The organism is Blautia sp. DFI.9.10 (genome assembly GCF_024461705.1).
GTDB classification, from domain to species: Bacteria; Bacillota; Clostridia; order Lachnospirales; family Lachnospiraceae; genus Blautia_A; species Blautia_A fusiformis.
The window spans coordinates 1-19,914 of record NZ_JANGAA010000016.1 but is presented as its reverse complement, the minus strand read 5'-3'; the positions used below and the strand labels follow the sequence as shown (position 1 = coordinate 19,914).

Here is a 19,914-nt window from a genome sequence, read left to right as displayed (position 1 = left end):
CGTTATTTCACCATCTGTGTTAACTGCAGGTTCACTTTCTCTTTCATCTCTTTGTATTTCTCAAGTTTCTCCTTCTCTGCCTCTACCTTGGCTGCAGGTGCCTTGTTCACAAAATTCGGATTGTTCAGCATTCCCTCGCAACGTGCGATCTCCTTTGTAAGTCGCTCCTGCTCTTTTGTGAGACGTTCGATCTCTTTTTCACGGTCGATCAGATCCTCCAGCGGCAGATAAACCACACCGTCTGCCACAACGATGGATACCGCATCCTCACCGATTCCGTTCTTATCCTGCTGTACGTGGATCTCTTTTGCAAACGCAAGGTTTGTAAAGGATTTCTTGCAGGACTCAAAACGTGCACAGCACTCTGCATCCTTGCCTACGATGTAGATATTGGTCTTTCTGTTCTGCGGTACGTTCATCTCGTTTCTGGTGTTACGGATTCCACGTACAACTTCCTGGAAGCTTGCAACTGCTTTCTCAGCATCTGCAAAGTTCATCTCATCTTTGTATACCGGCCAGTCAGAGATCATAATGGACTCTTCCTCAGGAAGCAGTGTGCAGTAGATCTCCTCTGTGATAAACGGCATGAACGGATGAAGAAGCTTCAGTCCCTGTGTCAGTGCAGTGCGAAGTGTCCACAGTGCATCGTTTGCTGCTGCCGGGTTCTCCTCTGCTTTCCACAGTCTTACTTTGGCCATCTCGATATACCAGTCACAGAGCTCATCCCACAGGAAGTCATAAACTTTCTGTACAGCGATTCCAAGCTCATATTTATCCATGTTCTCGGTAACATCGCGGATCACGATGTTCAGTCTGGAAAGGATCCATTTATCCTCGTTGCAAAGAGCGTTCAGGTCTTCCGGCTCTGTTACGGTCTTTCCTTCCAGGTTCATCATAATGAAACGGGATGCATTCCAGATCTTGTTTGCAAAGTTACGGCTGGACTCTACACGCTCCCAGTAGAAACGCATGTCATTTCCAGGTGCATTACCTGTCATCAGAGTCAGACGAAGGGCATCTGCACCGTATTTATCGATAACTTCCAGCGGATCGATACCGTTTCCAAGGGATTTACTCATCTTACGTCCTTGGGAGTCACGTACCAGGCCGTGGATCAGTACATGGTGGAACGGAGTCTCACCGGTCTGCTCCAGTGCGGAAAATACCATACGGATAACCCAGAAGAAGATGATATCATATCCGGTTACCAGAACATCTGTAGGATAGAAATACTCAAGCTCCGGTGTCTTATCCGGCCATCCAAGTGTGGAGAACGGCCACAGTGCGGAACTGAACCAGGTATCCAGAGTGTCCTCATCCTGATGCATATGTGTGCATCCGCATTTCGGGCATTTCTCCGGCATCTCTCTTCCAACCACCATCTCACCGCACTCATCGCAGTAATAAGCCGGGATCCTGTGTCCCCACCAAAGCTGACGGGAAATACACCAGTCACGGATATTCTCCAGCCAGTGCAGGTAAGTCTTGTCAAAACGTGCCGGAACAAACTGAAGGTTTCCGTCGTCCAGAGTTTTGATAGCAGCTTTTGCCATTTCGTCCATTTTTACAAACCACTGTGGTTTGATCATCGGCTCTACCGTTGTACCGCAGCGGTCATGGGTACCAACACTGTGGCTGTGCGGAACAACCTTTACAAGAAGTCCCTGCTCCTTCAGGTCCTCTACCATGGCCTTACGTGCCTCGTAACGGTCCATACCTGCATATTTTCCGCCAAGACTGTTGATGGTGGCATCATCATTTAAGATGTTGATCTCCTCAAGGTTATGACGGCGTCCAACCTCAAAGTCGTTGGGGTCGTGTGCCGGTGTGATCTTAACGCAGCCTGTTCCGAATTCCTTGTCAACATACTCATCGGCAATAACCGGGATCTCTCTGTCTGTAAGAGGAAGCTTCAGCATCTTTCCTACAAGGTCTTTATATCTTTCATCCTCCGGGTTTACAGCAACTGCTGTATCGCCGAGAAGTGTCTCCGGACGAGTGGTCGCGATCTCAACAAAACGTCCTTCCTCACCTACGATGGGATAATTGATGTGCCAGAAAAATCCGTCCTGGTCCTCATGTACAACCTCTGCATCAGAAATAGAGGTCTGGCATACCGGACACCAGTTGATGATCCTGGAGCCTTTGTAGATATAGCCTTTCTCATAAAGGCGGATAAATACTTCCTGAACAGCCTTGGAGCAGCCCTCATCCATGGTAAAGCGCTCACGCTCCCAGTCTGCAGATGCTCCCAGCTTTTTCAGCTGGTTGATGATCTTTCCGCCGTACTCCTCTTTCCATGCCCAGGCATGTTTCATAAATTCGTCACGGCCGATCTCGTTCTTATCAATCCCTTCCTTACGAAGTTTCTCTGTTACCTTAACCTCTGTAGCGATGGCTGCATGGTCAGTTCCCGGCTGCCAGAGAGCCTCATAGCCCTGCATTCTTTTGAAACGGATCAGGATATCCTGCATGGTCTCATCCAGTGCATGTCCCATATGCAGCTGTCCGGTTACATTGGGCGGCGGCATTACAATTGTAAAAGGTTTTTTGTCCGGATTAACTTTTGCATGGAAGTATCCGTTATCCATCCATTTTTTGTACAGACGATCCTCAATACCCTTGGGATCATAAGTCTTTGCAAGTTCTTTACTCATGTTTTCCTCCTGAATCTTTCTGATTATAGGAACCTTAAAATGCTCCTGTTCTCTGCAAGAAAAAACACGCCCTCCACACAAAAGCCAATAACTAATGTGCGAAGGGCGATCATTCTCGCGGTACCACCTTCATTATCCGGAAAAAACATCTGTTATTCCCGTCTATCTCTTGTCCCTTAACGCGGGGTACGTGAAAACCTACACAGCAGCATCTGCATCTGTTCTGCATTTCTGCTTTCAGTTTCCCGGCTCCTAAGCTACCTTCTGCAGTCCTCCATCTGAAAATGCCTTTCAGCCTGCGCTTCTCTTGCGTCTGTGCATTTCTCTCTGTCAGCGTAGATCTGCATACTCCTCTTATTCAACGCCTTTGCCATGTTCCTACTATAATGAAATTTTCTTTTTTTGTCAAGACAGAGACCTTATTTCAAAAGTAAAAATCAAAATAAAAAAGAATATCTCCACCGGTTATTTTTTCCAATGGAGATATTTTTTTATCTATCTTTCTTTTATTGTTTTGTACTCCTTCTCAATGCCTGCGATCAGTGTTTTCATTGTATATTCCAGAATTTCATTTCCGAATGCTTCCGATGATTCTCGGACCGGATGACGTCCTGCAATACCGATCAGATTACTCTCATCTTCTTTTACCTGTCCAAAGTCAACCAGTTCCGGCCGAACAGCCATTACAATAGAGGTCTCATTTGCTCCGGCATGATCATTCTGATATTTCAGTCTCTCATCATCCGCATAGGTCCATGCTGTCATAATGCACAGTCCGTATTTTTCTTCTGCCTCTTCCTTCATTTCCTGAAATGCATTTGTTGACGGACCGTGTCCATGTCCCACAACGATGCGGACTCCTGCTCTGGAAAGCTGTGCAAAAATACTGCGCAGCAGATCCTGAAACAGTCCCTTTTCCATCCAGTAAGCACTGCCTTTCATCTGCTGGGCACAATAAGTATTCAGTGCGCCCTCTGTATTGATATCCATTCCATAAAATACAGTTCCCCGATCATCAAATAAACGGTCAGGTCCCATGAACAGCATCGGAAGCACTACACCACCGACCTTTTCCGCCACCCGGACAAACAGTTCTTTTGACTGGATCCCGTCAGCTCCAAGAGGCATATGCGGACCATGCCATTCCAGTGTGCCAAGTGGCAGATAGGCAACCGGCATCTCCTTTATCCTCTGTACACATTCTTCCGGAAGTAATTCCTCGTATAATACTTTTTTCATGCTCGTCTCCTCCTTATCCTTTTACCGCTCCGGCAATTACTCCCTGTATGATCCATTTCTGGCAGACCATATAGAAAATAACGATTGGTATGATCGCCAACACCAGCATAGCCATCATAAGTCCCAGATCGATAGAGCCATATCCTCCTCTAAGATACTGGATCGCTACAGAGATCGTTTTGTATTCAGAGCCAATTACAAGATATGGAAGCAGATAGTCGTTCCAGATCCACATGGCATTCAGGATCGCAACTGTCATGACGGTAGGACGTATCACAGGAAGCACGACATTAAAGTAGATTTTCATAATAGAACAACCATCGATCATTGCCGCTTCTTCCAAAGAAACCGGGATTGATTTGATAAAACCTGTAAACATAAACACTGACAAGCCGGCGCCAAATCCTACATAGATAAACACAATGCCGATCAGATTGTCCAGCTTAAACATATTTGACACTTTAACAAGAGTAAACATAACCATCTGGAACGGTACGATCATTGCAAAAGCGAACAGATAATACAGTACCTTTGTAAAATGACTTTTTACACGTACCAGATACCATGCTGTCATCGAAGTCAGCAGAACAATAAGGACCACAGATGCTACAGTTATAAATAAAGTAATAAAAAATGCCTGTATAAAACCAGTCTTGATCAGACCCTCTCCATAATTCGCCATTTTTACAAAGGAGTCAGCATTAGGAAGTGCAAACGGTGTACTGTTGATATACAGCTTGCTCTTAAAGGAATTCATAAATACAATAATGATCGGGGCAATAAATAAAACCGAGATCACTGTAAGAATTACGATCATTGCTATTTCGCTTTTCTTGTTTTTCATCAGCTTTCAACCTCCTTACGCCGTGTGACAACAAGCTGCGTTACTGAGATTGCAGCTACGATCAGCAAGAACAGCACCGCTTTTGCCTGTCCTATTCCCTCATATCCCATCCTGTTGTAGAATGAATTATAGATGTCCAGTGCAACCAGCGAAGTTGATTTTCCCGGAAGTCCTGCTGTCAGAGCAAGGTTTAAGTCGAACATTTTAAATGCATTTGTCGTTGTCATAAACAGACAGATCGTAATTGCAGGCATGATCAGAGGCAGGATGATCTTTGTAACCATCTGTCTCCGGTTTACTCCATCGATAAGAGCCGCTTCCTTTACATCCTCTGAAATATTCTGGATAGCCGCAATGTAAATAACCATCATATATCCGATCATCTGCCAGTTCATGGCGATCACCATTCCCCAGAATCCATATGAGGCCTTCACAGTAAGCGTTGTTTTGAAAAAAGCAAGAACACCATTGATGATCAGCTGCCAGATATAACCAAGTACGATTCCGCCCAGGAGATTTGGCATAAATATAACTGTTCGAAAAATATTTGTTCCACGGAGCTTTCTCGACAGCACATAGGCCAGTGCAAAAGCGATCAGATTGATAGTCACAAGATTTACAAGCACAAATTTAACGGTAAACCAGAGAGAAGCCAGGAAATCCTTATCCTGGAATGCAACTATATAATTGCTCAGTCCAACCCACTGTGCATCTGCCACAGTCGTAAATTTAGTAAATGAAAGATAAATTCCCAGTATAAATGGAATAATAAATGCAACTGTAAATGCGATCAGTGTTGGCAGTACCAATATCACAAATCTCTTTTTAAAAGCTTTTTCCATCTTTTACAAACCCTCTCTTTTATTACACAGGGCAGAAACATTTCTGTCTCTGCCCATGCTCTTCTACTATTGTGCGATCAGAGCTTTCTCCGATGCCCAGCAGTCGATTGTCTTCTTCACTACATCATCCCATTCCATACTTCCCTGTGCATACTCAAGAAGATAGCTTCCAAGCTGGTTTTTAAATTCCTGGCTCGGGAATGTTGCAAAATCCCAGTTGACCGTGTATAAAGAATCATCGTTCATATAAGTCAGCATATCCTGTACAAGCGGGTTATCCGGTCTTTCATCCTCTCCAAATGTGGTAAACGGAGGAATCATTCCAAGGATTCCATTACAGTATGCTTTTCCGCTGTCACTGTTGAACAGCCACTCAAGGAACTTCTGAGAAGCTTTCTGGTCAGCTTCATTAGCCTTGCTGTTTACACAGATATAGTTTTCTGTTCCAACACAGAGTCCCTGTTTTTCTTCTCCCTCTACTCCTGTGTAGATTGGAAGGAACTTAATATCATCCTCTTTGACTACGTTTCCATCCAGGTCATAGATCATTGCCCATCCCCAGTTTCCATTCTGGATCATAGCCACATCGCCCATTGCAAATTCTGCCATGGATTCCTCAACATTTTTAGCACCGACCATAGTTGGCTCTGTACATGAATTGTTCAGATAAAGATCAAAAATATTTTTGAAATTCTTATTGTATGTAAATTTGATCTCATCCAGATTATCTACGTCATCATCTTTATACTCATAGTAGATCGGAAGATTCATAAGATGTGTCTGCCAGCGCCAGTCTTCTCCAGGAGCAAATGAAGTAGATCCGAAAACTCCCTGGATTCCAAGATCATCTTTATGCTTTGTCATATCCTCTACTACAGTTTTAAGTGTGTCGAAATTTTTGATCTCTTTTGTATCTGAAATATCAACGGCTTTATCCGGAAGTGCAAAATACTTCTTCATAATTGCATCATTGTAGATGATTCCATATCCTTCTACCGCATACGGTATAGCATATACGCCATCTCCGTCTGTGATCGCCATATCTTTGTCAGTCAGCCATTCATAAATCTGGGAATCCTTCAGATCAGCACAGTAATCTTTCCAGGTCTGATAGCCGATCGGTCCGTTAACATTGAAAAGTGTCGGCATTTCTTTTTTGGAAAGCTCGGATTTTAATGTCTGCTCATAGGTTCCGCTTCCTGCCGTAACTACTTTCATATTGATTCCGGTTTCTTTTGTAAAGCTTCCTGCTACTTCTTCCCATTCAGCGGAAAGCTCAGATTTAAAATTCAGGAAATATACAGAGCCTGTATCTTCTTCGTCTGTATCTTTTTTGGCTGTATCTTCCTTGACGGTATCTTCTTTGGCGGTGTCTCCTCCGGAATTGCCAGTATTTCCGGCTGTTCCGCATCCTGCAAGAGTCAGCAGTGACATTGATGCCGCAATACCAGCGGCAATTAATTTTTTCGCTTTCATATTTTTCCTCCTATTTTTCATAATGACCAGGAATCCCCACACTGTCACGGATCTGCAGCAGATATTCATTTTCCTTTTCATCACATGGTCTCTCGACTCCATCCTGTAGATACAGCATGCCGTTTATGATACTTTTTGCCTGATATTCTACCGGCTGACTGATCGTAGACAGTGAGGGCGTTATGCGTTCCGAAAACGGAATACCGTCAAACGAAACTACAGATACGTCCTCCGGAATTCTGTAACCATGCTTCATGATCCAGGACATTACCTCTATCGCAACTTCATCGCTAAAACAAAACAATGCCGTTGGCAGCTTCTGAGGTACAAATATCTTCTCTATCACAGAAATCAGACTGCTTTTTTCATAGTCTCCATGGATCTGACCGATCAGGGACTCTTCTTGATCCAGCTGCATCTGCTTTACAGCTCTTAAAAATCCCCGTTTCCTTGCAATAAGGAAGCTGTCGTCCATTTCGTCAATGCAAAAGATGCCCCCTATCCTTCTGTGGCCAAGCTGGGCAAGATAGCATATGGTCTCATAGACAGAGCTTTCATTTTTTTCCATGATATTCAAACGCATTTCCGGTGACTGCATATGACAGACTTTAATCCTAAAATGTTCTTTTATATACGCTTCCTCTTCCCGTGAGAGCAGAAAAAGGCTAAAGCAGACTTCGATTCCTCTGATCTCCAGTTCTCTTAATGCTTCCAGTTTTTCCTCAAATCCTGAATTGCAATAACGGATAATACAGCCATATCCCATCTTACATGCAAACTCATTCAGATACCGAAACAACAGAAGCTGATACTGATTAATGTAGTTTGTCATTATAAAGCCGAACAGTTTTGACTTCTTACCAGCCAGATACTGTGCGTGAACGCTGGGATTATAATTGTACTTTCTGATGGTATCTACCACTCTTTTCTGCAGCTTCTCGCTGACTGGTTTGGAACGGTTGATAACACGGGAAACTGTAGCGATCGAACACCCGCTTTTTTTCGCGATAAATTTAATATCTATATTTGCCATATTTAAAATTCCTCCGGAAGAATTCTATGGTTACATCTTACAGGAAAACGTTTACATTTCAATTGTGAAATACTTACAAAATTAGCTTCAGGCAGATCATGGTCATCCCAGTCTTTCAGGATATTCATTACAAAACTGCCTGCATACAGGGAAATATGTAAAATTCCTGTATGCAGACAGTCTTATCATTTCATTATTTTATTCCACGCTCTTCAGTGACTCTACCATATTGATCTTTTTCAGCTTAAAATGCATTACCATATTTACAAACATGGAGAATCCAAAGGTAATGATCCCACTGTAAACAAAGCTTATTGGCTTGATATTTCTTCCGAACATCACCGCATCTACCTCAACGGTTGTGATCACATACCGGTGGAGGAAGATTCCGAACACTGCGCCTGCCAGAATCCCTATGAAGGACAGCAGGATATTTTCCCGGAATACATACTGGGAAACTTCGCCATCATAAAATCCCAGGACCTTCAATGTTGCAAGCTCTCTCTGCCGCTCTGTGATATTGATGTTGTTCAGATTATACAGTACCACAAATGCCAGCATTCCGGCAGAAATGATCAGGACCCAGATCACCGCTCCGAGGGATCCCAGCATTCGCTCTACCTGACCTGCTGTGCTGCTTGTATAGCTGATACTTAAAGCTGCCGGATATTTCAGGATCGCATTTCCAAGAGTTTCCAGATCACTCTCCGCATCCTCTTTCATAGTATATACTGTACTTGAATACTTCGGTTTCTCCCCGAATGTTTTTTCATAGCAGGATGGAGTCATGTAAACGTAATGTCCCATATAGTTCTCTGTGACAGCAGTGATCTTTACTTTATACTTTCTGTTGTCTTTCTCCAGGATGATCTTGTCTCCTGCTTTCACACCGATAAGAGAAGCCGTTTTTTCACAGATCACCGCTCCATCATCGGTAAGCTCATACTGCTCGTGGGACTTTCTGTCACGTAATGTTACATCCTCTTTAAAATTTTCCGTATTTTCCGGAACATACACATAGATACTGACACTTCCCTTTTCTTTTGGAGCCGTCATCTTGGTGAGCTGCACACGGGTATAGTGATCGATCTCGCTGTTTCCGTCCAGAAATTTCAGAAGATCCTTTTCCTGACTGTCTGTGGCATCCTCATCATTAATCACCATGGCATCATAGTGCTGGATCTGGTCATATTGGAGAATTGCAATATCCATAATGGAATCATAAAGTCCGAATCCTACAAGCATCAGTCCCATGCTTCCTGCAATTCCGAAAATGGTCATAAAAAGACGCTTTTTATAACGGAAAAGATTTCGCATGGACGATTTCCAGGAAAAGCTCAGATGCTTCCAGATAAAGCTGATCCGTTCAATAAGGATCCGTTTTCCTTCTTTCGGTGCAGGCGGACGCATCAGAGATGCCGGTGTTTCTGCCAGGGTTTTTGCACTGGAAAAAAGTGTGGCACCCATAGTACAGATCACTGCTGCTCCGGAAGCGATCAGTGCATATTGTAACTCATAATCCAGCTGCATGTGATCGCCAATATTCCAGTACATGATCCCATAGGCTTGGATAATGATATACGGAAGAACCTTTTCTCCGAAAAGTACTCCTGCGATACTTCCGCCTACTGTAGCCAGAAATGCGTAGCTGAGATACTTTGATGCAATGGATGCTTTTCCGTATCCTAGCGCTTTCATGGTTCCGATCTGGGTTCGCTGTTCCTCCACCATTCGTGTCATCGTGGTAAGACTGATCAGAGCCGCTACAAGGAAGAATATCATCGGGAAAACCTTTCCGATGTTTTTCAGTCGCTCTGCGTTATCACCAAAATCCGAATATTCCGGAAGGTCATTGCGGTCTGAGATGATCCATTCCGGTGTTTCAATATCATCCACCTCTTTCTGGGCATCCTCGATCTTCTGCTGGGCTTCCGCAATTTTGTCATCGGCTTCTTTTTTGCCGTCCTGATATTCTTTCTTTCCATCGGAAAGCTTCTTTTTGGCGTCCTCCAGGTCTTTTTTGGCGTCTTTTAATTTCTGTTCATTTTCCCGGATCTCTTTTTCACCATCCAGGAGCTTCTGTTCATTTGCATCCAGTTCTGCCTGACTGCTGGTAAGCTTTTCTGTATTGGCCTGGATCTCTGCCTGACCGGCATTTAACTGGGCCTGTTTTTCCTCCAGCTGCTGCCGCCCTGAGCTGAGCTGGGCTCTGGCCGAATCCAGCTGGCTCTGGCCATCATCCAGAGTTGCCTGGTTTGCCGCAATTTCTTCTTTTGCCGCGGAAAGCTCTGCTTTCTTTGTTTCCAGTTCTTTTTTCCCTTTATCCAGTTCTTCCTGGCCTTCGTTCAGCTGTGCCTCTGTCCTGGAAAGTGTCTCTTCCTGTTCTTTAATCTGGCTGAAGCCCTCATTGATCTGACCTAGGCTGCTCTCCAGTTCAGCTCTTGTCTGGGCCAGCTCTGATTTTTTTGCAGTAAGCTCTGCCTGCGCCCCGTTGATCTGGGCCTGACCGGCATTTATCTGTTCTTCCATTGCACTGATCTGACCATTTAAAGTCTGGATCTGCGTGGAAAGCTCCGCCAGCTCTTCCTCGGTTTTTCCTGCTTCCACACCGGCGTCATACTGCGCCTGCAGCTCCGCCGCCTGACTGCTTAATGCCTCTTTCTGGCTGGTCAATTCATCCAGCTGTGCCTGCTGCCCGGAAAGGGCTTCTTCACTGGAACTGATCTGGGATTCGCCCTCGGAAACCTGTACAAGTCCTGCCTCACACTGTTCTTTCTGACCGGTGAGAGCAGTCTTTGTTTCTTTGATCGTATTCTTTCCCGTTTCCAACTGTTCTCTTCCACTGTCAAGCTCAGCCTGTTTGCTTTCCAGTGTTTTTTCCGCTTCACGGAGCTGGGCCTCACCGTCACTTACCTGCTGTTTTGCGGCAGTCAGCTGTTCATATCCGGCAGTCAGCTCTGCCTGCTTCTCATTTATCTGGGCTTCGGAGTCGGCAAGCTGGGATCTGGCAGCATTTAACTGGGACAGACCGTCTTCCACCTGCTGTTTTGCGCTGTTAAGCTGAGACCATCCATCTTCAATCTGCTTTCTTCCGTCAGCAAGCTGCTGTTTTCCATCGGTCAGCTCCTTTTTTGCATCACTGAGCTGCTGTTTTCCATCTTCGTACTCTTTTTTTCCATCCTCATACTTCTTCTGCCCATCATCCAGCTTTTTCTTCGCGTCGCCAAGTTTTTCCTCTGATTCCTTCTTTCCGTCCTCAAGCTCTTTTCTGGCATCATCCAGTTTTTCATTGGCTTCTGCGACGATCTCATCGTAGCGCAGGCTGCACTGTTCTTTTTCGATGCCTTCCACACGCTTCTGTATTTTCCTGATAAGATTGTCGTAAGCATCGGTATAGCTGATCACATCCCCGGATTCATGGACCATAATATAGATCTGGGTAAAAGCTTCCTGTTCAAAATCCTCAGGAAGAATGTATCCGAAGCCGCTGACCTCACCGGATCCAAGAGTCGTATTTCCTCTGTTAAATGAAATATAAAGAGGGCTGCTTCCGATTCCCACAACTGTATAGGTTGTTTTTTTCAGAAGCTCACTGTCTCCATCCTCACTGACAGATATGGTATCCCCGATTTTATACCCCCGATTCTTTGCAAATGGCTTGTCCAGAAAAATCTCACCGCTTTTTTTCGGTATCCTTCCTTCATCTGCTGTAAGTAGATTAAAATTGCTGCTGATAGATTCCAGATGAAGAACCTTCCTGGCATCGTCCTCTCCACTCATAACATCCATAGAGTAACCGCCCTCAGCCAGTTCCACACCGTCAATGTCCGATACTGCTTTTACATCACGCTGTGTCAGTCCCAGCGTTCCCTGGATTTTCAGATCCATCAGCTTTGCCGCTTCATAATAGGCATCTCCGGAATATCTCATATCCGGAGAAGACGCCTGGATCCCGGAAAAAAATGCAACACCCAGTGCCACGATCAGAAAGATCGAGATAAAACGTGCTTTACTTTTCCGGATCTCCATCCAGAAATCTTTGTGTAATGCTTTCATTCCGTCACCTACCATTCAATCTCTTCCACTGGTGTGGGATGTGCATTTTCAGTCATCCTGGAAACCTTGCCGTTTTTGATCTTGATCACACGGTCGGCCATAGGTGTCAATGCAGAGTTGTGAGTAATGACAATAACCGTCATGCCCCGTTCCCTGCAGGTATCCTGAAGGAGCTTCAGGATTGCCTTGCCGGTCTGATAATCCAACGCTCCTGTAGGTTCATCACAGAGCAGAAGCTTTGGATTCTTCGCCAGCGCTCTGGCTATGGAAACTCTCTGCTGCTCACCGCCGGATAACTGTGCCGGAAAATTGGTCAGTCTCTCCCTCAGCCCTACTTCCTCCAGAACTGTCTTGGCATCCAGAGGATCCTTACAGATCTGAAGCGCAAGCTCCACATTCTCCAATGCAGTCAGATTTGGCACCAGATTATAAAACTGGAATACAAATCCAATATCCTCCCGCCGGTATCCGGTCAGCTGCCGGTCTGTATATTTTGCAATATTTTTTCCATCGATCCAGACATTGCCGGATGTGGCCTTATCCATTCCGCCCAGGATATTCAGCACCGTTGTCTTTCCGGCACCGCTTGGTCCTACCACAACCACAAATTCTCCTTTTTTTATCCGGAAGCTGATCTCATCCACAGCTATGATCTTCACTTCTTTTGAGCCATAGATTTTGGATACATTCTCCAGCTTCACATATTCTTCCGTATGCTCCATTTCCACCCCTCCTCTTTACTCTCTATATGATTTCAGGGGGCTTTTATCTGCCCCCTTTTAATTCTCTCACTCACGTATCACAGCTGTAGAAAAATGTTTTCGGCTATGATCGAATATTATCAATAACTATATTTATAAGTATATCGGTTCTTAATTCAAAATGCAATTTCTACTTATATTTTACAAAGATTTTTCATTCCTGCGCATTTGTATTTTACATTTCTTTTCTATAATACAGACAGATAAAGGAAATCAATATTATGGCTGACTGTTGCTGACAACAGCAGAAGTATAATTCCAGCAAAACAGGAGGATGGATTATGTATAAAGTACTGTGGAATCACTTAGATCAAAATTTAAAAAAGGCCCCTGCGCCAGCTGTTTTTCTTGCACTTTTGACAGCTGGATGGAGTGCAGCCGGAATTCTTGCAGGATTACTTGTTTGTCTGGAACTTCAGACAGAACTGATGGTGAAGCTGACTGTGATCTTATGTGCCGGTGGATACGCCGGACTAATTCCCGGTTTCTTCGGTGGGATCTTTTATCTTTACCGAATGGATCTTCGGAAACCTTCTGCGGGTCCTGCAGCTGATCTGGCAGCTGAAGCGGAAAAAGCTTCTGCCGATCCTGCTTCATTGATCTATTTTCACAATAATTGACAAAAAAGCAGAACTCTGCCTGGTTGTGCAGGGTTCTGCTTTTTTTATTGAATATGTGTATTAAGTTTGATTACTTTCTTATGGAATCCGCAAGCTTTTTTACTTCTGCTGTCAGTTCTCTTATTTTGTCAAATTCTCCTGCCTTCACAAGATCTCCTTTTACCATCCAGCTTCCGCCGCAGCAGAGGATTTTGTCACAGGAAAGATAGTCCTCAAGGTTTTTCGCATTGATCCCGCCGGTAGGCATAAACCGGATTCCTGTATAAGGAGCTGCCATAGCCTTGATCATTGAAATTCCGCCTGCCGGTTCTGCCGGGAAGAATTTTACTACCTTAAGACCTCTTTTCACTGCCTGTGCAACCTCAGATGGTGTGATACATCCCGGGAAAACAGGAATGTCTTTTTCCAGACAATAGTCTACGATCTTAGGATCAAAGCCCGGGCTTACGATAAATTTTGCTCCGGCGCCAACAGCCGCGTCTACCTGTTCTGTTGTAAGTACGGTACCTGCTCCCACAAGCATTTCCGGGAACTGCTCTGCCATGAGACGGATAGACTCTTCTGCTGCTTCTGTGCGGAATGTCACCTCTGCACATGGAAGGCCGCCCTCAACCAGAGCCTTTGCCAGCGGTACTGCATCTTTTGTATCTTCCAGCACTACAACCGGAACCACACCAAATTTCTGAAATTTTTCTGCTATCTCTTTCATCTGAATTTCCCTTCCTTTTTATCTTTTTATATCAAAGTTCATTTCCATCACATGTCTGATCATAGATACATCATCGGTAATGTTTCCATCACCATGGATCGTATGCTTCACAGCACTGGCAGCAACACCGAAATTCACGGTATCTTCCGGTGTATACTCATTCATAAGGCCATAGATGATCCCACTTACAAATGCATCTCCGCCACCGACACGATCAAGAATGTGGAAGGTCAGGCGCTTGCTTTCGTAAGTCTTTCCGTTTAACCAGAGATATGCCATAAGACTGTTTTCACTGCAGCTATGTGCAAAACGGACATGTCTTGCAATGCATTTTATATTCGGATATCTGTCCGCAAATGCCCGGAACACTTTTTCCTGCTGTTCAAAATCCGGCTGAAACGGGATTCCATCCTTTACATCCCCTGCACTGTGGTCTTCTTCATTTTTCCAGATATGGTACGGCTCGATCCCGAAAAGGACATTTACATATGGAAGACAAAGTGTACAGAAATCTCTGGCCTCTTCCCAGGTCCACAGCGTACTTCTGAAATTTCCGTCAAAGCTTACGGTCATGTTCATTTCTTTTGCTTCCTTCAGGCAGTTTAAGATCAGATCCCTGCATTTTGTTCCAAGAGCAGGTGTGATTCCGCTCAGATGCAGCCATGTATATCCTTCCAGCATTTTTTTCACATCTGTTTTGCTGAAATCATACTCGGAAAAAGCGCTGTGTTTTCTGTCGTAAACTACCTTGCTGGGGCGGATCCCGTAGCCGGTCTCCAGATAATAGGTTCCAAGACGGTGTGTCGGAGTTTCTTCCGCTGTGGAATAAACCACACTGTCACAGTTCACATCATTGCTTCTCATCATACGTACAGAACTTTTTCCAAGACTGTTGTCCGGAACTACCGTAAAAAACGAAGCATCTATTCCAAGATTTGCCAGGGAAAGGGCTACATTCGCCTCGCTTCCCCCGTATCTCGCCTCAAAGGTTGTTGCTGTTCTGATTTTTTCATAATCCGGCGGTGTCAGACGCAGCATAATCTCGCCGAGAGTAATAAATTTATGTTTCATGATCAATACTCCAGATAGGCTCCCTTCATTGGGCTTGCAGCATGCTCACTGAAAAGTCTCAGCACGCCTTTTTTGTATTTTGGTTCTCTTGGCTTCCAGTTTTTACGTCTCTCGGCAAGGATCTGGTCGATCTCTTCCATAGACTTTCTTTCGCCCGCGATCCCGATGATGTTCAGCTTTCTTTCCATAACGTCGATTTCAATAAGGTCGCCTTCCTCAACAAGTGCGATTGGGCCACCGTCAACAGCCTCAGGGCTGCAGTGTCCGATAACAGGGCCTGTAGATGCTCCGGAAAAACGTCCGTCTGTGATCAGTGCGATGCTCTTTCCAAGCTCTTTATCACTGCTGATCGCCTCAGATGTGTAGAACATCTCCGGCATTCCACTTCCCTTTGGTCCCTCGTAACGGATGAATACTGCATCACCTTTCTGAACCTTATGCTTCAGAACTGCATCCAGACACTCCTCTTCACTGTCGAACGGTCTTGCGCGGAGAACGGATTTAAACATTTCCTTCGGGCATGCGGTGTGTTTGATCACAGCTCCCTCAGGTGCAAGGTTTCCACGGAGAACAGCGATGCTTCCGTCGGTTCCGATTGCCTTGTCATATGGACGGATGATATCTTCCTTTGTAAGGTTTACATTGTAACGTTTGTTAAATTCCTGAAGCCATTTGTCGCATTTCTCATAAAATCCGTTGTTCTTCAGCTCCTCAAGGTTTTCTCCTAGAGTCTTTCCTGTAACTGTCATAACATCCAGATGGAGATGTTCCTTGATCTCCTCCATGATCGCCGGTACACCACCTGCATAATAGAAGCACTCAGCAGGCCAGCGTCCTGCAGGACGTACATCCAGAAGATATCTTGCATTTCTGTGCAGTCTGTCAAAGGTATCACCTGTGATCTCAATGCCAAACTCATGTGCGATCGCCGGAATGTGAAGCAGACAGTTTGTACTTCCGGAGATTGCAGCGTGTACAAGGATCGCATTCTCAAAGCTGTCCATAGTTACGATATCAGAAGGACGCATATTTTCCATCTGTGCGATCCTTACTGCCTGTCTTCCTGCCTCTCTTGCGAAAGCAAGAAGATCCGGGCTTGTTGACGGCATCAGAGCTGTACCAGGAAGTGTAAGTCCAAGTGCCTCTGCCATAATCTGCATTGTTGAAGCTGTTCCGATAAAGGAGCAGGCTCCACAGCTTGGGCAAGCATTGCATTTTGCCCAGTCAAGCTTCTCTTCGTTGATCTCTCCACGCTCAAACTTTGCACTGTACATTCCCAGCTGCTCAAGGGTCAACATCTCAGGTCCCGCATTCATGGTTCCGCCCGGAACAAATACGGAAGGGATATTTACTCTTGCAAGTCCGATCAGATTTCCAGGTACACCCTTGTCACAGCTTGAAAGATATACACCGGCATCAAATGGTGTTGCATTTGCATGGATCTCGATCATGTTTGCGATCATTTCACGGCTTGCCAGGCTGTAGTTGATTCCGTCTGTTCCCTGGCTTTCACCATCACAGATATCGGTACAGTTATAGCGTGCACCAAAACCACCTTCTTCTGCGATTCCTTTACGAACTTCTTCCACAAGGATGTTCAGGTGTCCGCTTCCCGGATGGCTGTCACCATAAGTGCTTTCCACCATGACCTGAACCTTTCCCAGATCTTCTTTTTTCCATCCTGTTCCAAGGCGCAGCGGATCAAGCTCCGGTGCAAGCTTTCTCATTTCCTGACTTACTAACTTCATGATTTTTTCCTCCATTTCCTATTCTCTGATCAGATTCAGATTTTCCAGCTTTTCTCTAAGTTCCTTTACATCCTCTTCTTCTGCTCCGATTTCCACATTATCAAATGTAGGAAGGCTGAATACTCCCAGAATGGACTTTGCATCTACGATATATCTTCCGCAGATCAGTTCCACATCCTTCCGGCAGCCGGATGCAGCCTGTACAAGATGCTTTGCATCATACATGTCTCTTAAATAAACCGGTATCTTTATCATTATGCTCTGCCTCCTATGCAAAAATTGAAATAACAAAGCCTACAACAAGTGCTGTAACACCGATCAGTGTTTCCATGATCGTCCAGGATTTTAATGTCGTTTTTTCGTCAATCTCAAGGAAAGTACTTACCAGCCAGAATCCGGCATCATTTACATGACTCAGTGCAGTTGCACCACCGCAGATCGCACAGCACATAGCAGCTCTGTAAAGCATGCTTGTATCCATTACTGCCGGCATAGTCGCCATGATTCCTGATGCCATGGTCATTGCCACAATGGAGCTTCCCACAGATGCCCTTACCAGGATTGCGATCAGAAACGCGATCAGGATCAGCGGAAGACCGCTTTTTTCCAGGGCCGGTCCGATAATATTTCCAAGGCCGGAATCCTGAAGCATCCATCGGATCACTCCGCCGCTGGCGATGACCAGAAGGATCATTCCAACCGGTCTCAGTGAATGATCCAGTATTTTCTTTAACTGTGCACCGGTAAAGCCACGACGGATTCCAAGAAAATACATTGCTGCAAGCGTTGCGATAGTCAGTGCCAGAAACGGTTTTCCGATAAATCCGAGAAAACTCTGTATTCCTGTCGGAATTGGCATGTATTTAGATACAGTACTGAGAAGGATCAGAACAAGCGGGATCAGTATCACGCCAAGCACCAGACCAAATGGCGGCAACTCTTTTCCATCATCTTTGATCTCTTCCACATTGGCCGGAAGTTCAGTGAAAATTTTGTTTCCAACCAGATTTCCCCAGATAATTCCTGAAACCAGCATACAGATCAGTGCAGTTGGAACTCCAACCATGATCATAGTTCCCAGGTTTACGCCAAGTGCATTGGCAACCAGTACAGATCCCGCAGAAGGCGGTACAAAAGCATATCCGCTGGCAAGACCTGAAAGAAGTGGGATTGCATAATACAGTGTGGATTTTTTTGTCTGCTTTGCAACACTGAATACCAGTGGGATCAGTACTACAACACCTGCTTCAAAAAATACGGTTGTACCGATCACCAGTCCGGTAAGTCCCAGTGCCCAACCGGCTTTTTTCTGACCGAATTTGTCGATCAGTGTTTCCGCTATTCTCTGAGCGCCTCCGCTCACTTCCAGTATTCCGCCGAACATGGAACCCAGTCCTACCAGAAGTGCGATTCCCTGTAATGTCTTTCCAACACCTTTTTCTACTGTGTCTGCGATCATTTCCAGTGGCATTCCGGCACCTGCACCGATGATGATCGCTGAAATCATCATTGACAGAACCGGATGTAGTTTAAATTTGATGATCAGCACCAGCAGGATCACAATTCCCACTGCCGCAGCAAGCATCAATCTCATTGGATCTGCTGTAAATGTTGTTTCTTCCATTTTTTCTGCTTTTGCCTCCTTAATTCATCCGATGTTTTACTTTTCGTTAAATACATCTGATCTTTCTGTTGTTTTTTCTTTTGAATTGTGCTGATTTTCTTTATTTTCGTTTCAATTCATCTGATGTATTTATAATATATTCATTCTTGCAAAAACGCAATACGGTAATTTTATCTAAATTATCGTATTATTTTTTGTACATTTTGTCGTTTTGACATTATAGTTTAAAGGAATTATTATAGATATAAGGAAAATATAAAAAGAAATAACGAATAGAAATGGAGAAACTCATATGATGATTTCGTCATCAGAAGAAAAAAGTCTTCCGCAAAAATTATCGGAAGACATCATCGCATTTATTTTAAAGGAAAATCTGCAGCCTGGAGACAAGCTGCCTAATGAAACGGTTCTGTCCGAACGTCTGAATGCCGGAAGAAGCTCTGTCCGCGAGGCAATGAAGCTTCTTGCTTCCAGAAATATCGTGACGATCCGTCAGGGATCCGGAACCTATATTGCATCATCTCCGGGAATGGTGGAGGATCCGCTGGGATTAACCTTTATCGGCAACAAGCAGAAGCTGATCCATGACCTTCTTGAAGTCCGTTTTCTGCTTGAACCCTCTATTGCAGCAATGGCTGCCACCCGTGCCAATAAAAAAGATATAAAAAAAATCACCACACTTTGTGATGAGGTTGAAGCATTATTAAAAAAACATGTGGATCATACCCAGAAAGACATTGAATTTCATACAGCGATCGCGCTGAGCAGCAAAAATGTTGTTGTTCCGCGGCTGATTCCCGTAATTAACAGCTCTATTCCATTATTTGTCGAATCAACCAGTGGTGCTCTACACGAAGAGACAATTGAAACACATCGCGAAATCGCAGCTGCCATTGCAGAGCATGACGCTTTGCGTGCTCAGGATGCCATGTATCTTCATCTGGTTTATAATCGTAAACGAATCCTGCTTACGGAAAAAAATTCCTGATCTGTCGGACAGCATCAGGAAAGGATGCTGTCCGATCTTCCAGAAGTCTGTCTTCAGCAAGTACATTTTTATAGGAAAAATAAGCCCTGGAAATTCATCTCTCCAGGGCTTTCTAAGAGGTGCCACCCGGATTTGAACCGGGGATAGAGGTGTTGCAGACCTTTGCCTTACCACTTGGCTATGGCACCATGCTCCCCCTGTTGGACTCGAACCAACGACACTGCGGTTAACAGCCGCATGCTCTAC

15 protein-coding genes and 1 tRNA gene are annotated in these 19,914 nt (G+C 44.8%); 2 read left to right on the top strand and 14 right to left on the bottom strand.

Going from position 1 to position 19,914, the window contains the following annotated elements:
* Positions 1 to 2: 2 nt before the first annotated feature.
* The 8 genes from NE671_RS10515 to NE671_RS10480 all read right to left on the bottom strand — a co-directional run bounded on the left by NE671_RS10515 (position 3) and on the right by NE671_RS10480 (position 12,869).
* Positions 3 to 2,657 carry a valine--tRNA ligase gene (locus NE671_RS10515; protein WP_173740439.1) on the bottom strand — a complete coding sequence of 885 codons (2,655 nt, stop codon included), beginning with the start codon at positions 2,655 to 2,657 and terminating at the stop codon, positions 3 to 5.
* Between the two features lie 495 nt (positions 2,658 to 3,152).
* Positions 3,153 to 3,896: a creatininase family protein gene (locus tag NE671_RS10510; RefSeq protein WP_059085324.1), complete on the bottom strand. Its 744-nt coding sequence runs from the start codon at positions 3,894 to 3,896 to the stop codon at positions 3,153 to 3,155.
* Between the two features lie 13 nt (positions 3,897 to 3,909).
* Complete coding sequence (locus NE671_RS10505; RefSeq protein ID WP_059085323.1) at positions 3,910 to 4,740, bottom strand: carbohydrate ABC transporter permease; 831 nt, start codon at positions 4,738 to 4,740, stop codon at positions 3,910 to 3,912.
* Complete coding sequence (locus tag NE671_RS10500) at positions 4,740 to 5,582, bottom strand: carbohydrate ABC transporter permease (RefSeq protein ID WP_059085322.1); 843 nt, start codon at positions 5,580 to 5,582, stop codon at positions 4,740 to 4,742. The genes NE671_RS10505 and NE671_RS10500 overlap by 1 nt, the downstream gene beginning before the upstream one ends.
* Positions 5,583 to 5,648: 66 nt before the next feature.
* Positions 5,649 to 7,058 (bottom strand): ABC transporter substrate-binding protein, encoded by a 1,410-nt coding sequence (locus NE671_RS10495; RefSeq protein WP_059085321.1) that lies wholly within the window; start codon positions 7,056 to 7,058, stop codon positions 5,649 to 5,651.
* A gap of 10 nt (positions 7,059 to 7,068) precedes the next feature.
* Positions 7,069 to 8,091, bottom strand: a complete 1,023-nt coding sequence (locus NE671_RS10490) for a LacI family DNA-binding transcriptional regulator (protein ID WP_059085320.1) — start codon at positions 8,089 to 8,091, stop codon at positions 7,069 to 7,071.
* Positions 8,092 to 8,289: 198 nt separating this feature from the next.
* Positions 8,290 to 12,147 (bottom strand): FtsX-like permease family protein, encoded by a 3,858-nt coding sequence (locus NE671_RS10485; protein ID WP_256163964.1) that lies wholly within the window; start codon positions 12,145 to 12,147, stop codon positions 8,290 to 8,292.
* A gap of 8 nt (positions 12,148 to 12,155) precedes the next feature.
* The gene (locus NE671_RS10480) at positions 12,156 to 12,869 is read right to left on the bottom strand and encodes an ABC transporter ATP-binding protein (RefSeq protein WP_256163963.1); all 714 of its coding nucleotides are present in this window, start codon (positions 12,867 to 12,869) and stop codon (positions 12,156 to 12,158) included.
* Positions 12,870 to 13,189: 320 nt separating this feature from the next.
* Between NE671_RS10480 and NE671_RS10475 the strand changes: the two genes are divergently transcribed.
* The gene (locus tag NE671_RS10475; RefSeq protein ID WP_118752602.1) at positions 13,190 to 13,528 is read left to right on the top strand and encodes a hypothetical protein; all 339 of its coding nucleotides are present in this window, start codon (positions 13,190 to 13,192) and stop codon (positions 13,526 to 13,528) included.
* Between the two features lie 70 nt (positions 13,529 to 13,598).
* On the opposite strand, the gene NE671_RS10470 is transcribed toward NE671_RS10475, so the two are convergent.
* The 5 genes from NE671_RS10470 to NE671_RS10450 are packed head-to-tail and all read right to left on the bottom strand — an operon-like array spanning position 13,599 to position 18,680.
* The gene (locus NE671_RS10470; RefSeq protein ID WP_173740441.1) at positions 13,599 to 14,237 is read right to left on the bottom strand and encodes a bifunctional 4-hydroxy-2-oxoglutarate aldolase/2-dehydro-3-deoxy-phosphogluconate aldolase; all 639 of its coding nucleotides are present in this window, start codon (positions 14,235 to 14,237) and stop codon (positions 13,599 to 13,601) included.
* Between the two features lie 18 nt (positions 14,238 to 14,255).
* Positions 14,256 to 15,308 (bottom strand): sugar kinase, encoded by a 1,053-nt coding sequence (locus NE671_RS10465; protein ID WP_173740442.1) that lies wholly within the window; start codon positions 15,306 to 15,308, stop codon positions 14,256 to 14,258.
* Positions 15,309 to 15,310: 2 nt separating this feature from the next.
* A complete protein-coding gene (ilvD, locus tag NE671_RS10460; RefSeq protein WP_173740443.1) occupies positions 15,311 to 17,056 on the bottom strand; it encodes a dihydroxy-acid dehydratase in 1,746 nt (581 codons plus the stop codon).
* A gap of 18 nt (positions 17,057 to 17,074) precedes the next feature.
* The gene (locus NE671_RS10455; protein WP_173740444.1) at positions 17,075 to 17,311 is read right to left on the bottom strand and encodes an HPr family phosphocarrier protein; all 237 of its coding nucleotides are present in this window, start codon (positions 17,309 to 17,311) and stop codon (positions 17,075 to 17,077) included.
* Positions 17,312 to 17,324: 13 nt separating this feature from the next.
* A complete protein-coding gene (locus NE671_RS10450; RefSeq protein WP_173740445.1) occupies positions 17,325 to 18,680 on the bottom strand; it encodes a GntP family permease in 1,356 nt (451 codons plus the stop codon).
* A gap of 295 nt (positions 18,681 to 18,975) precedes the next feature.
* Between NE671_RS10450 and NE671_RS10445 the strand changes: the two genes are divergently transcribed.
* Complete coding sequence (locus NE671_RS10445; protein ID WP_334297695.1) at positions 18,976 to 19,668, top strand: FadR/GntR family transcriptional regulator; 693 nt, start codon at positions 18,976 to 18,978, stop codon at positions 19,666 to 19,668.
* Positions 19,669 to 19,785: 117 nt separating this feature from the next.
* Here the strand turns inward: NE671_RS10445 and NE671_RS10440 are convergent.
* Positions 19,786 to 19,856, bottom strand: a tRNA-Cys gene (locus NE671_RS10440).
* Positions 19,857 to 19,914 lie beyond the last annotated feature (58 nt).